Raw genomic sequence first — 15212 nt, 5'->3', positions numbered from 1 at the left:
AGCACACTACCGTTTGGCCCCTGCCACCTCGATGGGAACCGAACCCTGACGTCCGGACAGAAAACCCAAGTCAGGGAAGCGATTCCTCCCAGGCGTAAACGCCCGGGGTTCCTCGCTAGATGAGGCTGAACGGCCGGCACGCGAGAACCGGCGGGACAGAGCCGACGGTGGATTAGAATTACTAATTCCTGAATTCAGGACATTTTAATTGTCCTTATAAACTGCGTGCCGGACGCTACCGGCATGACACCGACCGGTTTGTACGTCCCACTGATCACGCCCTTCGACGCCGAGGGCGCCGTCGCCCTGACAGCGCTGGAGGCCCTGGCGCACGACGTACTGGACGCCGGCGCGACGGGCGTCGTCGCGCTGGGCACCACGGCGGAGCCGGCCTCGCTGACGGACGGCGAGCGACGCGCCGTCGTCGACGTGGTCGCCGGGGTGTGCCGGGCCCGCTCGGCGGAGCTTCTGGTCGGCGCCAACACGGCGGAGGCGCTGACGGCGCTGCGCCGCCGTCCCGAGGTGACCGCGGCCCTCACGCTCGTGCCGCCGTTCGTACGGCCCGGCGAGGCCGGGGTGGTCGCGCACTTCGCCGCGCTCACCGCGGCGAGTCCGGTGCCGCTGGTCGTGTACCACGTGCCGTACCGGACGGGCCAGCACCTGTCCGCCGACGCCATCCGGCGGCTGGCCGGGCTGCCCGGCGTGGCCGGGGTGAAGTACGCCGCCGGAGGGATCGACGCGGAGACCGTCGAGCTTCTGGCGGACCCTCCGGCGGGCTTCGCGGTGCTGGGTGGTGACGACGTCGTCATCTCGCCCCTGCTGGCGCTCGGCGCGCACGGCGGGATCCTCGCCTCGGCGCATCTCGGCACCGCGCGGTTCGCCGAACTGATCACCTTGTGGCGGTCGGGCGAGGCCGCCGGGGCCCGGGCGCTCGGCCACCGCCTGGCGGCCCTGTCGGCGGCCCTGTTCGCCGAGCCCAACCCCGCCGTCGTCAAGGCCGTCCTGCACGCGCGGGGCCGCATCCCGTCCCCCGGCGTACGGCTGCCGCTGCTGCCGGCCGGCCGCGAGGCGCTGCGACGGGCGCTCCGGCTCGCGGACGCGGTCGTCTAGCACTCCAGTGACACTTCGGGATCTTGAGGGGTCGAGGTCACATGGCGACGGCCACCGCGTGATCACTCCAAAAGATCGTGCGGTGGCCGCGAGCGTGGACCCTGATGGCTCCTGGAACACGTCGGCGGGGCCTGGTGAGTCACCACCGGATGCCGACGACCGGTGCCCGGCCCGGCGCCGGGCACCGGTCGTCGGGTCACTTGACGATGATCTGATGGGTGGCCTGGGCCGGTCCGGTCCCGCCATCCCCCGCATAGCTCGCGAGGTAGCTGTACCTGCCGGCGTTGGCGGGCGTGTCGGTGAACGTGTACGTTCCGTCGGCGTTCACCCTCACCGGCGGGAGCTTGACGGTCTTACCGCTGGTGCCCTTGACGTACAGGGTGCGCTGCACGGTGAGCGTGGACCCCGGAGAGGGCGGCCTGTCGCCCGCCGTCAGGACGCCGCTCAGCTCCACGGCCGTGCCGGCGACGACGGACTGCGGCCCTGTCAGGGTGAGCGTGGCTTCGCGCTTGACCGTCACGGTGACGGAGGCGCTGCTGCGGCGGTGGCCGTCGTCGCCGTCCCAGAACACCCAGTAGATCACCTCGCCGATGTACGGCGGCAGCTCGAAGACGGGCGTGTCCTGGAAGGTGAACGTGCCGTCCTGCCGCGTCGTCACGCCGGTGATCGGCAGTTTCGTCCAGCCGGGCAGGTACTGGATCACCGTGAGCGGCTTGAGCCCGAGCGCCTCGCCGTCGGCGCGGGTGAGCCGCCCCTCGACGGTGATCGGCGAGCCGGCGTACGCGTCCGCGGGGGCCGTCACCGTGAGCTTGGTGGCCGGTAGCGCGACGCCCGTCACCCGCCACAGCAGCAGCCGGTCCGTGGAGCTGCGCAGCAGTGCGAAGACGTCCGTGCCGGAGAACGCGACGCCGTCCGGGAGCAGTTCGGCGTCCGGCTGGTCGGCCGCGAACAGCTCCGCGCCCGTCGCCGCGTCGTAGAGGGTGAGGTCGGTGCTGCCCCACTGGCGTCCGGCCGCGAAGTACGCGCCGTCCGAGCCGAGCGCCACGGCGGACGGGTACCCGTCCCAGCCGTCGCCGTAGGTGCCGGTCGCCGCCAGGGTCCTGGTGTCGTATCTGGTGAAGTGACCGGGGGTGTCGGCCGCGCTGAACAGGGTGCCGCCGTCGGAGCTCAGGGTGAGGTCGCGCAGGTTGTCGAGGCGCCACTCCTCGCCGTCGATCGTGCCGCGCAGCGCGGGGGCGCCGTCGCCGAGGTCGTAGACCAGTATGTCGGCGTGGTGCAGGGCGGTCTGGCCGACCACGAGCGTGTCGCCGGCGGCCGCGATCACGGGAGGCCACAGGTACTCGCCCTCGACCGCCACGGGCGCCGGGGCGCTCGCGCTGAGATCCAGGCCGACGAGGCCGCCGGGGCCGTTGTCGCATCCGTGCCCCACCCACAGCCGCTCGCCCGACAATGCCAGGGTGGACGGGCAAGGGTGGGCCGACAGGTCGATCCGGCGGGTGACGGCGAGGCTCGCGGTGTCGATCTCGGCGACCTCGTTCGAGCCGGCGAGAGCCGCGTACAGGCGGGTGCCGTCCGCGTTCACGGCCAGCTCTTGGACGCCGGGCAGGCCGGTGAGGACGTCTCCGGTGAGGTTTCCGTCAGTGCCGGCCACGATGATGCGGTCGCCGGCGGCAACGAACACCCGGCCGCCGCCGACGGCAAGGTCGGCGGTGTAGGAGCCGGTGACCCCGAGGTCGGTGGTGGCGCCGGCCGCCGAGGCGGCGGGGGCCGTGACGGTGAGCAGGCCGGTGATCAGGCCGGCGGCGCCGCAGTAAGCGGCTAATCGGCGAACCAGGTATGGGGACACGAGAGCCTCCTGCCGGGATGGGAACGTATGTTCTAATAACGTCTCATGGGTGCTCCCGCGTCAAGATCATTCGGTCGCGCGACACCAAACCGTGATCAAGCACCCTCCGGGGTTCGAGACCGGGACGATTGTCGGTGCCCGCCGACATAGTCGTCGCCATGACGATTCCCCTCACGTGAGTCCGCGCCGTCCGCGGCCACGAGCCGGCGCTGGACGGGATGACCCTGCGCTGCAGGAAGACCGGCGGCCAGATGCCGGCGTCCGGGCCCAGGGCCGTGCGGTCCAGCCCGGTCGGTGAGCAGTTCGCGGCGCTGCTTGAGCACCTGGACGGGCACGAAAAGGAATGCCGCGCCACCGTGGAGTCATGGATGCCGAACGGGCTGCCGGTGCCTGCCGGGCTCCTCGCCGGGTGTGGCCCGCCCCCTGGTGGCGGGCCTGCCTGCGGCACCTGGTGGTTCCGCGTGGAGGGGCGGGCCGGGCTGCTGGAGGAGGTGTCCGAGGACGGGCGGGTGAGCGTCAGGACGGCAGACGGTCGGCGGTTCAGGGGCACCAGGCCCTCGGCCCCGGCGAGCGGCGGGTCGGCCCGGACGGCCACAGGTTCCACGACGGCCGGGACTTCTGGTGGCACACCGGCACAACGACTGGGAGCCGCAGGGGCACCGCGTCGACCTGGCGACGGGGGAGCTCGCCGAGGAAGGGCTGCCGGAGTTCTTCGACCCGTCTCTGCTGGGCCAGGGCCGCCAGGAAGACCCTGACCTGGCAGTTCTCGAACCGGCCGCACGTCCTCGCACACGGCGTCGGCGTCCCACCGGGCGGTACGCAGCAACCGCTGCGGCCCGGCCAGCCCGGCATGCTCGGCCAGGGTCCAGCAGTTCTTACGGTCGAGGTCGGCCAGCAGACCGCGCACGTACGCGGTCGCGGCCCGGCGGGGCTCGACGCGGCCGAACCGGCCCCCGATCCGGGTCATCAGCTCGTTGAAGGCGACCATCCAGCCATCAGGATCTACGCTGTGGCTCGCGGCCACCGCACATTTTGTTGTCTTCACCATCCACGAGTGATCACGCGGTGGCCGTCGCCATGTGACCTCGACCCCTCAAGATCCCGAAGTGTCTGGAGTACTAGAGGGCCTTGAGGTAGCGGCGCATGCGGCGCTTGGCGCGGTAGCCGTACCGGAGGACCTTGGGCGGCACCTCCAGGCGCAGCCGGGCGCGGCGGCGGGCGGCGGCGTGCTCGGGGCCGTCGAGGAGCGAGCGGGCCGGCTCCAGCGTGCCGGCGCGGGCCGCGGCGACCAGCGCCGTCACCCGGCCCGCCCAGTCGGTGGCCGAGGCGTCGTGGAAGTAGTTGGCCCGGCACCACTCCGCGTCGGGGGTGCGGAAGTCGGCCTTCGCCAGGTCGTCGAGCGTGCCGAGGCAGCCGCTACCCTCGAACACCAGGTTGATCATCTCGGCGCTCACTCCGAAGTCCGACAGCACGAGCAGCGGCACATGCCCGGCGATCGCCTCCAGCGCGGCCGTCGAGCTGACCGTGACGAACCCGGCGGCGCGCGACAGGTGCTCGTGCATCGGCCCGGCGGCGAAGCGCACCAGGTCGCGGTTGACCCGGCCCTCGTCCGCCAGCGCGTTCCACAGCCGCTCGTAGTGGTGGCGTTCGTTGTGCGTCTGCCGCTCGTCGTCGCGGGCCCGCAGCTTGACCACCACGTCGAGGTCCGGCCGGGCCCGCGCGAGCGCGGCCAGGGCGAGCAGGACGTCCTCGCGCTCCTCGCGGCGGCGGGGCACCTTCGCCTGCGTGGCGAACACCACCCGGTCGCGGACGCCCCCGCCGGCCCCCGTGCTGGTCCCTGTGCCGGCCCCCGTGCCGAGGCCCGCGCCGAGGTCCAGGTAGGGCAGCCGGGCGAGCGCCACCGCCCCTCCCCCGCCCAGCTCACGGCCGATGGCCGAGAACTCGGCGACCTCCCGGCCGCTGTGCACCACGAACAGATCGCAGCCGCTGCGGAACAGCCAGGCCTTCTCCGTCGCGGGCACGGAGATGCCGGGCAGCCCCGACACCAGCACAGGGCGGGGCCGCAGCCCGGCCAGCGTCTCCGCCGCCAGCGCGTCCACCACGGGCCCGGTGCAGGCCAGCAGCACGACATCGGGCCGGAACCGCTCGGCGGTCCGCCGCAACTGCCGCGCCGACAGCACCGCGGGCAGTTCCCGCCCCGCGGCGCCGGCCCGGGTGCCGCTCACCGCGGCCGCGATCTGCGCCGCCGAGGGCGTGATGGGGGTACGGACGACGACCAGGTCCGTGGTCCAGTCCTCCGGAAGCGCGTCGAGCAGGCCCGCGGCCCACTTGAGGTACGAATCGGAGTCGGCCACGGCGAGCAGACGGGTCAAGGAGCGACCTTTCCTTCACTTGTTCGGGGAGAGTCCGGCGGCGCCCCGCTCGTCTGCTGGGGCTGGTGCGCGAACAACTGGAGATGGGAACGGAGCGACGGGGCGGCCGAGGAGGTCCACCAGTCGTCCGGCACGTCCACGGCCTCCACCGGCACGCCCCGGGCCGACAGCAGCACGCGCAGCGAGGTCACGGCGGTGGACGGCAGGCTCAGCACCCGCTGGCCCGGCCGCAGGTCGCGCAGCGTCATCTCGGCCGGGGCTCCGGCGTCGTACACGGTCAGGCCGGCGATGCGGCGCACCCGGTCGAGATCGCGGGGGTCCTCCCGCCGGTGGGGGAAGTACGCGACGGGCTCCTCGATCCGCTCCAGCCAGCGCAGGTAGCGGTCGCGGTGGATGAGCCCGTTGCGTACGAGCGAGGTGCCGAGCACGACCGTGCGCTCCGGCGGCGGCCGGTCGGCGGGCTGGGCGCGCAGCCAGGCGAAGTCGTGCCGGACCAGCCGGACCCCCGCGCCCTCCACCTCCTCGGCGAGGCCGGCGGGCACGGGGAGCGCGGTGAAGACCGACGGCCGGCGCGTGCGCAGGCGGAGCCCCGCCGCCGCGCCCAGGACCTTGCGGCCCAGGCTCGCCGTCGCACGGGCGCGCAGCAGGGGGCGCCGCGCGACCAGTAACTCCAGGAGACGGATCGTGGCGAGCCCGTCGTCCACGAGCACCGTGTGCCCGGGAACGGCCGTCACGAGGGCGAGCTGGACCCGCCCGGAAAAGGCGTCGCCCACCGCCCAGGTGCGGCTCGGCCGGGGAATCCGCTCGGACGGCTCGGCGAACTCCAGCCCCTCGGGCAGCCCGAGCCGCCCCAGCTCACGCCGGGTGAGCCGGAGCGCGGGCAGCCCTGCCCGCGGCACCACACGGGTGGTGCGGCCGAGGAGCCCCGCATGGTGCGCCTCGACGACGCACAGAAGCTGCAGGGGGGACTCCACCCATGCGACGGCCTGCCCCTGCCCGGCGGCGTGGCGCCGTCCCTCGTCATCCACGCCGCGTGAGGATTCGTTCACGACGCGCTCACCCTAGCCACCCCATGCGACATACGCGGGAACTCGGGGTGAACGGACCCCGAAGGGATCATGCCGGGGCGTTCGGGCAGCATGGGGGCCATGGAAGTCATCGACTTGAACAACGGCGTTCCCATGCCCCGGCTCGGCTTCGGCGTCTGGCAGGTGGCCGACGACGAGGCGGAGAGGGCCGTGACGACGGCGCTCGAATGCGGATACCGGAGCATCGACACGGCCAGGCTCTACCAGAACGAGGAGGGCGTCGGCCGGGCCCTGCGCTCCTCCGGCATCCCCCGCGAGGAGCTGTTCGTCACCACGAAGCTGTGGAACGACCAGCAGGGTTACGACGAGGCGCTGCGCGCCTTCGACGACAGCACGCGGCGGCTCGGCCTGGAGACCGTCGACCTCTATCTGATCCACTGGCCGTCCCCGAAGCAGGACCGGTACGTCGAGACGTGGCAGGCCCTGGAGAAGCTGTACGCCGACGGCCGGGTCCGGGCGATCGGGGTGTCCAACTTCACGGTGGAGACGCTGGAGCGGCTGCTCGCCGAGACCGGCGTGGTCCCCGTGCTCAACCAGATCGAGCTGCACCCGCAGCTCGCCCAGCGGGAGCTGCGCGAGTTCCACGCGCGGCACGACGTCGCCACCGAGGCGTGGAGCCCGCTCGGGCAGGGCCGGGGCCTGCTCGACCTGCCGGTCCTCGCCGAGATCGGCGCCAGGCACGGCAAGACCGCCGCGCAGGTGGTGCTGCGCTGGCACCTCCAGCTCGGCAACGTGGTGATCCCGAAGTCGGTGACGCCCTCCCGCATCAGGGAGAACATCGAGGTCTTCGACTTCGAGCTGAGCGCGGACGACATGGCCGCGATCGACGCCCTCGACGCCGGCCGCCGCCTCGGGCCCGACCCCGCCACCTTCGGATAGGAACCGGCCCGCCGACAGGAACGCCGGCTTTCCTATAGATAAGGGCACGCGTCCTGCAGACCCGGACCCTGGAGAACGGCGCCCTATAGAAGCGCGCCCTATAGAAGACGGTCACTCCGCCCTCCCCGTGGCCCGCCCGCCGCGCGGAGGGCGGAAGGCGCGGGGCGGGCACAGGCCCGGCGTGAGGGTGCAAGCCCGGCGTGAGGGTGCAAGCCCGGCGCAGGGCAGGCTGGAGCGAGCGCGATGAGAGCGGACAGGCACGGCCGGGCCCAAGGCGCATGTCGCGGCGAAGCTCCCCGAACCGGACGCGGCGCGTCCGCACGGTCACCCTCCGTGCGTTTCCCCAGGCGGGCGGAGGGATATGGTTGCTGCCGTGCCGCAACCGCGACGATCGACGAAACTGTGGGCAGGGCTCGCCGCGGCGCTCCTGCTGGCTCTCGGACTCACCGGCGCCGCCCGGGTCGAGCCCGCTCCGGCGGAGCACCGGCCCAACATCGTGCTGATCCTGACCGACGACCTCGACGCGGCGGATCTCAGCCGGTTCCCCAACATCTCCAATCTGCTGGTGAGCCAGGGCACCACCCTGTCGCGGTTCTTCGTCACCAATCCCTGGTGCTGTCCCTCCCGCTCCTCGATCCTCCGGTCGCAGTACATGCACAGCCATCAGGTCGAGAGCAACCGGGCGCCGACCGGCGGGTTCACGAGATTCAGGCCGCTGGAGACGTCCACGCTCGGGACGTGGATGCACGACGCGGGCTACCGGACCGCGCTCTTCGGCAAGTATCTCAACAACTACCCCCAGGGCGCGCCACGCACGTACGTCCCGCCCGGCTGGGACGAGTGGGCCGTGCCGGTCACCCGCCTCTACCAGGAGTACGGCTACGCGCTCAACGACAACGGCGTGATCCGGCACCACGGCAACGCGCCGGAGGACTACCTGGAGGACGTGCTGAGCGCCAAGGCGGCTACGTTCGCCTCGTCGGGAGGCGCGCCGTTCTTCCTCTACCTCGCCCCCGTCGCGCCGCACCTGCCCGCGCACCACGCGGCGCGCCACGCGGACGCCTTCGCGGACGAGCAGGCGCCGCGGACCGCGTCGTTCGACCAGGCCGACCTGTCCGCCGAGCCCGGCTGGCTCCAGGAGCGGACGCCGCTGTCGGCCGCCGACGTGCGCAGGATCGACCGGGTCCACCGCGACCGGCTGCGCGCCATGCTCGGCGTGGACGACATGGTGGGCGCTCTCGTCGACGCGCTGACCCGGGCGGGCCGGCTCGACGACACCTATATCTTCTTCACCTCCGACAACGGCTTCCATCTCGGGCAGCACCGGCTGCGGCCGGGCAAGACGACGCCCTTCGAGGAGGACATCCGGGTGCCGATGGTGGTGCGCGGGCCCGGCGTGCCGGCCGGGGGCGTGATCGACAGGCTCGCCTCGACCGTCGACCTCGCGCCGACGTTCGCCGAGCTGGGCGGAGCCTCCGTGCCGCTCTCCGCCGAGGGGCGATCACTTGTCCCGCTGCTGCGCGGTCTTGACGTGCCCTGGCGCGACGCCGTCCTGGTCGAGTTCTACCACCCCTCCTATTCACCGCAGTCGCCGCCGAGCTACGCCGTGCTGCGCACCGGCCGGTACGCGTACGTGGAGTACGAGACCGGAGAGAGGCAGCTCTACGATCTGCAGGAGGACCCGGCGGAGCTGCGCAACATCGCGGGCACGGCGGAGCCCGGCGTCGTCGCCGTGCTGTCGGCCCGGCTGGCGCTGCTGCGGGCCTGCGCCGGCATGACCTGCGCGCTGACGGACGCCGCCGGTCTCGGCGACGGCACGGCATAACGGCGACCCCGGTCGCAGGTTTTGGGGCATCCGGTATTCATTTCTGCCCATATGGTGATGGGAGCGCTCCCATGCGTAGTATGTCCCGTAACATCCCTTTTGAAGTGCCTAACCCCCCGTGGAGTAACAGTTAGGTTTCGGCATATTGACGCCCGCGTTGCTCATAGAGGACCCTTCGTGGGAGCGCTCCCAACAGAGCTCGCTCATACAAGCACAACCATTGATCGCGGGCCGTGACGTCGGGGACCGGCCTGGGATGAACCTCCCAAGAGATTCGGGTACCACCTGAGAGGGGTCCGGAAGAATGTTCAACAACTCGCGCCGCGGCAGGCTGCTCGCGGTCGCCGCGGTGGCGGCGCTGGCGCTCGGCGTCACCACCGCCTGCGGCTCGGACGACAAGCCCGCCGACAACGCGGCGGGCGGCGGCTCCACCGCGGCGGCGGGTCCCGTGACCATCACGCTCCAGACGTTCGGCGGCGGCAAGAACTTTGGTTACAAGGAGGCCGTCGACAAGTGGAACGCCGAGCACAAGGACATCACGATCAAGTATGACAACCTGACCGACCAGTTCGAGCAGGTCTACTGGCCGCAGATGATCCAGTGGCTGCAGTCCGGCGCGGGCGCCGGCGACGTCGTCGGCATCGACGAGGGCGGCATGGGCCTCGCCAAGGCGCACCCCGAGTGGTGGGCCGACCTCGGCGAGTTCGGCCTGCAGAACCGCAAGGCCGACTTCGCGGACTGGAAGTGGGAGAACGGCGTCACCGCCGACGGCAAGCTGTTCGGCCTCGGCACCGACGTCGGCGGCATGAGCCTCTGCTACCGCCGTGACCTGTTCGAGAAGGCGGGCCTGCCGGCCGACCGCGACGAGGTCAGCAAGCTCTGGCCGACGTGGGACGACTTCGTCAAGGTCGCCCACAAGTTCCAGGACAAGATCAAGGACACCAAGTTCGTCGACGGCACCAACACGCTCTACAACGTGGTCCTGGTGCAGGAGGCCGCCAAGAACGGCAACGTCTCCTACTTCGACAAGGACAACAACCTGATCGTCGACAAGAACCCGGCGGTCAAGTCGGCGTACGACTTCGCCCAGAAGATCAGCCAGGAGGGCCTCACGGCCAAGCTGCGCAACTTCACGCCCGAGTGGAACACCGGCATGAAGAAGTCGCAGTTCGCCACCCTCGGCTGCCCGTCCTGGATGCTCGGCGCGGTCAGCGGTGACGGCGGCGCCGGACCGGACTTCAAGGGCAAGTGGGACGTCGCGGCGGTGCCCGGCGGCGGCGGCAACTGGGGCGGCTCCTGGCTCGCGGTGCCGAAGCAGTCCAAGCACCCCAAGGAGGCCGCGCAGGTCCTCGACTACCTGACCGGTAAGGACGCCGAGGTCAGCGTCTTCAACTTCGCCGGCAACATGCCGAGCAACGTGCAGGCGCAGCAGGACCCGGCCGTCCAGGGCGCGAAGAACGAGTACTTCAACGACGCCCCGGTCGGCGACATCTTCGCCAAGTCCGCCTCCGCGCTCCAGCCGGTCTTCCTCGGCGTGAAGCACGCCCAGGTCAAGAACGCGGTCGAGTCGGTCGTCTCCGCCATCGACGACGGCTCGGTGCCGTACGCGAACGGCTGGAAGAAGCTTGTCGACGACGCAGTGAAGGCCGCGGGCTGATCCTGCCCGCCAGGTGAGCACCGGCCCGCCGCAGCGGCACCCCGCCGGCGGGCCGGTCGCCTGCTTTCACCCGAAAGGTAACTTATGAGCCTGCACGTCGACGCCGGGCGACCCACCCGCGCACCGATGCCGCCCGGCCGGAGGCACGTCCGGCCGAGATCGGGCCGGTCCTTCCTGACCTGGCTGGACCTCAAGGCCGCTCCGTACCTCCTGGTCTCTCCCTACTACCTGCTCTTCCTGATCTTCGGGCTCTTCCCGCTCGGGTTCACCCTGTACTACTCGTTCTTCGACTACGACCTCACCGGCACGGTCGAGTGGACGGGCCTCGGCAACTACACCGCCATGCTCGGCGACGCCGACTTCTGGAAGGCCGTCGTCAACACGCTCGCGATGTTCGTCATCGCGACGGTCCCCCAGATTCTGCTGGCCCTGCTGCTGGCCAACGCGCTGAACAAGCGAATCAAGTTCCAGCTGTTCGTCCGGCTGGGCGTCCTGCTTCCCCTCGTCACCTCGGTCGTCGCGGTGGCGGTCGTCTTCACCCAGCTGTACGGCCGCGACTGGGGCGTGGTCAACTGGATTCTCAGCTGGTTCGGGGCCGACCCCATCGACTGGAAGGCCCAGCGTCTCCCCTCCTGGATCGCCATCGCCACGATGATCGACTGGCGCTGGACCGGCTACAACGCGATCATCTTCCTGGCCGGCATGCAGACGATCCCCAAGGACCTCTACGAGGCGGCCTCGATCGACGGCGCGTCCCGGCGGCGCCAGTTCTGGCAGATCACGATCCCGATGCTCCGGCCCACGATGATCTTCGTGGTGCTGAACTCCACCATCGGCGGTCTCACTCTGTTCTCCGAGCCGACGACGTTCTACAACGGCAACGTCCACGGCGGCAGCGACAGCCAGTTCCAGACCGTCTCGATGTTCATCTTCGAGCAGGGCTTCCGCGAGTTCGACTACGGCTACGCGTCCGCGGCCGCCTGGCTGCTGTTCCTGCTCATCCTCGTCGGGTCGGCCATCAACTTCCTGCTCATCCGCCGGATCGGGGGCAACAAGTGACCACGCTCTCCGCGCCCGCCACCACGCGGCGGCGCCGCGCCAAGGCGCCGGGAGGGGCCTCCGGCCTCTGGAGCGCCACGCCGATGACGAGGCTCATCCTCGCGGTCACGATCATCATCTCGGCGTTCCCGCTCTACTACATGATCGTCATCGCCTCGCGCACCAACACCGAGGCGACCGACATGCCGCCGCCGTTCCTGCCGGGCGGCAACCTCGGGGAGAACGTCCACCGGGTGCTCACCAACCCCGACGCGCACTACCTGGCCGGCCTCACCAACTCGCTGATCATCGCCGCCACGGTGACGGTCTCGGTGGTGCTGATCTCGACGTTCGCCGGCTTCGCGTTCGCCCGGCTGAACTTCCGGGGCGGCAAGATCCTGCTGCTGCTGGTCCTGCTGACCATGATGGTCCCGCTGCAGCAGATGGGCATCGTCCCCCTCTACCGCCTCATGGTGAGCCTCGAATGGGTCGGCTCGATCAAGGCGGTGATCCTGCCCTACCTGCTCAACGGCTTCGGCGTCTTCCTCATGACGCAGTACACCCAGCAGGCCGTGCCCAACGAACTGGTCGAGGCCGCCCGGGTCGACGGCGCGTCCACCCTGCGGATCTGGTTCAACGTCGTCCTGCCGGCCGTACGGCCGGGGATGGCGGTGCTGGGCATCAACACGTTCATGCTGATCTGGAACGACTTCATGTGGCCGCTGATCGTCCTGACCCCGGACAACCCGACGGTCCAGGTCGCGATCAACTCGCTCAACGCGAAGTACGGAACGGACTACGTGCTGATCTTCAGCGGCACGCTCATGTCGATTCTCCCGCTCATCGTCGTCTTCATCCTGTTCGGCCGACAGATCATCGGCGGACTCATGGAAGGTGCGGTCAAGGCGTGACAACGCAAGACACACGACCAGAGGCGGAGGCGGCCGGCCTGATGTTCCCCACAGGGTTCGTCTGGGGCGCCGCGACCTCCGCATACCAGATCGAGGGTGGGCTCTCCGCGGACGGGCGGGGCACCTCGATCTGGGACAGTTTCTGCCGTCAGGAGGGCCGGATCGTCGGCGGCGACCACGCCGAGATCGCGATCGACCACTACAACCGGTACCGCGACGACGTGAAGCTGATGGCCGACCTCGGCCTGACGGCCTACCGGTTCTCGGTCTCCTGGCCGCGGATCCAGCCCGAGGGCTTGGGCGCATACAACGCCAAGGGCCTCGACTTCTACAAGAGGCTCGTCGACGAGCTGCTCAGCTACGGCATCGACCCGTGGCTGACGCTCTACCACTGGGACCTTCCGCAGGCCCTGGAAGACGCGGGAGGGTGGCCCGCGCGGGACACGTCGAAGCGCTTCGCCGACTTCGCCGCGACCGTCCACGCCGAGCTCTCCGACCGGGTCAGGAACTGGAGCACGGTCAACGAGCCCTGGTGCTCGGCGTTCCTGGGGTACGCCTCGGGCGAGCACGCGCCGGGCAGGCGTGAGCCGGCCGCCGCGCTGCGCGCCGCGCACCACCTCAACCTCGCGCACGGGCTGGCCGTGCAGGCGATGCGGGCGCAGAACGCCGACTCGCAGATCGGCGGGTGCGTGAACCTCTACCCGGTCACGCCGGCCACCGCCAGCGAGGCCGACCAGGACGCCGCCCGCCGCATCGACGGGCTGCAGAACCGGTTCTTCCTGGACGCCCTGCTCAAGGGCGCGTACCCGGAGGACGTGCTGGCCGACCTGAGCCACATCTCCGACATGTCCTTCATCCAGGACGGCGACCTGGCCGCGATCGGCGCTCCGCTCGACATGCTGCTGGTCAACTACTACAGCCGCTTCACCGTGTCGGGCGCCCCCGGCGGCGCCGTGTCGGCCGCGGCCGCCCCGACCGACTCCGGCTCGCCGTGGATCGGCAGCGAGCACGTCGGGTTCGTCAACGCCGGCCGCCCGGTCACCGCGATGGGCTGGGAGGTCGACGACAGCGGACTGTACGAGACGCTGCGGCGCCTCGCCGACGAGTACCCGCGCGTCCCCCTCTACATCTCCGAGAACGGCGCGGCGTACGACGACGTGTTCGGCGAGGACGGGACCGTGCACGACCCCGATCGCGTCGCCTACATCGAGGCGCACCTGCGCACCTGCCACGCCGCCATCGAGTCCGGCGTCCCGCTCCAGGGCTACTTCGCCTGGTCCCTGATGGACAACTTCGAGTGGGCCTGGGGATACGGTAAGCGCTTCGGCCTCGTCTACGTGGACTACGAGACCCAGGCGAGGACGCTGAAATCGAGCGCGTTGTGGTATGCCGACACCATCAGGCACGGCGGCCTGCTGGGTCGGGCACAATAAGCGCAGACGCGATAAGGGGGCAGTATAGATGAACGGGGACCGCCGTTCCGGAGGTCGGCCGACTCTGGAAGCGGTCGCCGCGCGTGCCGGTGTCGGCCGCGGCACCGTGTCGCGGGTCATCAACGGCTCACCCAAGGTGAGCGACCGTGCCCGCGACGCGGTGTTACTGGCGATCCAGGAGCTCGGCTACGTGCCCAATCGGGCGGCGCGTACCCTCGTGACCAACCGGACCGACACCATCGCCCTGGTGGTGTCGGAATCGGAGCAGCGCGTCTTCGACGAACCGTACTTCGCCGGGCTGATCCGCGGGATCGGCTCGGCGCTGGGTGAGACCGGCCTCCAGCTGATCCTCACGATGGCGCAGAACCGCACCGAGCACGACCGTCTGGAGCACTACCTGACCGGGCAGCACGTCGACGGCGTCCTGCTCACCTCGGTGCACGGCGCCGACCCCCTGCCGGGACGGCTGGAGGATCTGGGCGTGCCCACAGTGCTCGGTGGCCGGCCCGTCGGGCTGAACCCCTACAGCTTCGTCGACATGGACAACCGCGCGGGCGCGCGGCAGGCGGTCAAGTATCTGGTCTCCAAGGGCCGGAGCCGGATCGCCACCATCGCCGGTCCCCAGGACATGGGCGTGGGTGTCGACCGTCTGGCCGGGTACCGCGACGCGCTGCTCGCCACCGGGATGAGCGAACGCGTCTCGTACGGCGACTTCTCCGAGGAGAGCGGCTCGGCGGCCATGCGTGAGCTGCTGGCCCGCCATCCCGATCTCGACGCGGTGTTCACGGCGTCCGACCCCATGGCGGTCGGGGCGCTGCGCGTGCTCAAGGAGAACGGCATGGTGGTGCCGGACGACGTCGCGCTGATCGGCTTCGAGGACTCGAAGGTCGCCCTGCACACCGATCCTCCGCTGACCAGCGTGCACCAGCCGACGGAGGCGATGGGCCGGCAGATGGTGCAGCTCCTGATCGCCCGCATCAACGGCGAGCCGCTGGAGCAGCCGGTCGTCATACTCGACACGCACCTGGTGATCCGCGCCTCCGCCTGAGGCGG

Annotated in this window: 11 protein-coding genes and 1 pseudogene; 8 read left to right on the top strand and 4 right to left on the bottom strand. The window is 70.7% G+C overall.

The genetic code is table 11. The annotated features are described in order from the left end of the window. The first annotated feature begins 243 nt into the window (after positions 1-243). Positions 244-1110 (top strand): dihydrodipicolinate synthase family protein, encoded by an 867-nt coding sequence (locus Mam01_RS29440; protein ID WP_204288457.1) that lies wholly within the window; start codon positions 244-246, stop codon positions 1108-1110. Between the two features lie 196 nt (positions 1111-1306). On the opposite strand, the gene Mam01_RS29435 is transcribed toward Mam01_RS29440, so the two are convergent. The 4 genes and pseudogenes from Mam01_RS29435 to Mam01_RS29425 all read right to left on the bottom strand — a co-directional run bounded on the left by Mam01_RS29435 (position 1307) and on the right by Mam01_RS29425 (position 6377). Then, entirely contained in the window at positions 1307-2956 is a 1650-nt protein-coding gene (locus Mam01_RS29435) for a hypothetical protein (RefSeq protein WP_204288456.1), read from the bottom strand. 738 nt (positions 2957-3694) lie between these two features. Continuing rightward, positions 3695-3944: pseudogene (locus tag Mam01_RS36995) on the bottom strand (IS701 family transposase); the annotation flags it as partial. 130 nt (positions 3945-4074) lie between these two features. Continuing rightward, positions 4075-5328 (bottom strand): DUF6716 putative glycosyltransferase, encoded by a 1254-nt coding sequence (locus Mam01_RS29430; protein WP_204288455.1) that lies wholly within the window; start codon positions 5326-5328, stop codon positions 4075-4077. After that, complete coding sequence (locus Mam01_RS29425) at positions 5325-6377, bottom strand: hypothetical protein (RefSeq protein ID WP_239101719.1); 1053 nt, start codon at positions 6375-6377, stop codon at positions 5325-5327. Before Mam01_RS29425 ends, Mam01_RS29430 begins: the two co-directional genes overlap by 4 nt. Positions 6378-6476: 99 nt before the next feature. On the opposite strand from Mam01_RS29425, the gene Mam01_RS29420 reads away from it, so the two are divergent. From Mam01_RS29420 to Mam01_RS29390, 7 genes are all read left to right on the top strand, one after another. Beyond that, the gene (locus tag Mam01_RS29420) at positions 6477-7295 is read left to right on the top strand and encodes an aldo/keto reductase (RefSeq protein ID WP_204288454.1); all 819 of its coding nucleotides are present in this window, start codon (positions 6477-6479) and stop codon (positions 7293-7295) included. Positions 7296-7668: 373 nt separating this feature from the next. Then, on the top strand, positions 7669-9120 hold the full coding sequence (locus Mam01_RS29415; protein WP_239101718.1) for a sulfatase family protein: 1452 nt from the start codon (positions 7669-7671) through the stop codon (positions 9118-9120). A 304-nt stretch (positions 9121-9424) separates the two neighbouring features. Further along, entirely contained in the window at positions 9425-10777 is a 1353-nt protein-coding gene (locus tag Mam01_RS29410; RefSeq protein WP_204288452.1) for an ABC transporter substrate-binding protein, read from the top strand. 84 nt (positions 10778-10861) lie between these two features. Beyond that, a complete protein-coding gene (locus Mam01_RS29405) occupies positions 10862-11836 on the top strand; it encodes a carbohydrate ABC transporter permease (protein WP_204288451.1) in 975 nt (324 codons plus the stop codon). Further along, a complete protein-coding gene (locus tag Mam01_RS29400) occupies positions 11833-12726 on the top strand; it encodes a carbohydrate ABC transporter permease (protein ID WP_239101717.1) in 894 nt (297 codons plus the stop codon). The genes Mam01_RS29405 and Mam01_RS29400 overlap by 4 nt, the downstream gene beginning before the upstream one ends. 41 nt (positions 12727-12767) lie before the next feature. Then, the gene (locus Mam01_RS29395) at positions 12768-14159 is read left to right on the top strand and encodes a GH1 family beta-glucosidase (protein WP_204288467.1); all 1392 of its coding nucleotides are present in this window, start codon (positions 12768-12770) and stop codon (positions 14157-14159) included. Positions 14160-14187: 28 nt separating this feature from the next. Next, positions 14188-15207, top strand: a complete 1020-nt coding sequence (locus tag Mam01_RS29390; RefSeq protein WP_150934899.1) for a LacI family DNA-binding transcriptional regulator — start codon at positions 14188-14190, stop codon at positions 15205-15207. Positions 15208-15212 lie beyond the last annotated feature (5 nt).

The organism is Microbispora amethystogenes (assembly GCF_016863015.1).
Classification (GTDB): Bacteria; Actinomycetota; Actinomycetes; order Streptosporangiales; family Streptosporangiaceae; genus Microbispora; species Microbispora amethystogenes.
The sequence above is the reverse complement of the archived record's forward strand: the minus strand, read 5'-3'. Positions and strand labels throughout refer to the sequence as shown.

Coding starts and splice junctions, on each gene's coding strand:
- Mam01_RS29440 (WP_204288457.1), top strand. CDS start 244: ATGACACCGACCGGTTTGTACGTCCCACTGATCACGCCCTTCGACGCC.
- Mam01_RS29420 (WP_204288454.1), top strand. CDS start 6,477: ATGGAAGTCATCGACTTGAACAACGGCGTTCCCATGCCCCGGCTCGGC.
- Mam01_RS29410 (WP_204288452.1), top strand. CDS start 9,425: ATGTTCAACAACTCGCGCCGCGGCAGGCTGCTCGCGGTCGCCGCGGTG.
- Mam01_RS29405 (WP_204288451.1), top strand. CDS start 10,862: ATGAGCCTGCACGTCGACGCCGGGCGACCCACCCGCGCACCGATGCCG.
- Mam01_RS29395 (WP_204288467.1), top strand. CDS start 12,768: ATGTTCCCCACAGGGTTCGTCTGGGGCGCCGCGACCTCCGCATACCAG.
- Mam01_RS29390 (WP_150934899.1), top strand. CDS start 14,188: ATGAACGGGGACCGCCGTTCCGGAGGTCGGCCGACTCTGGAAGCGGTC.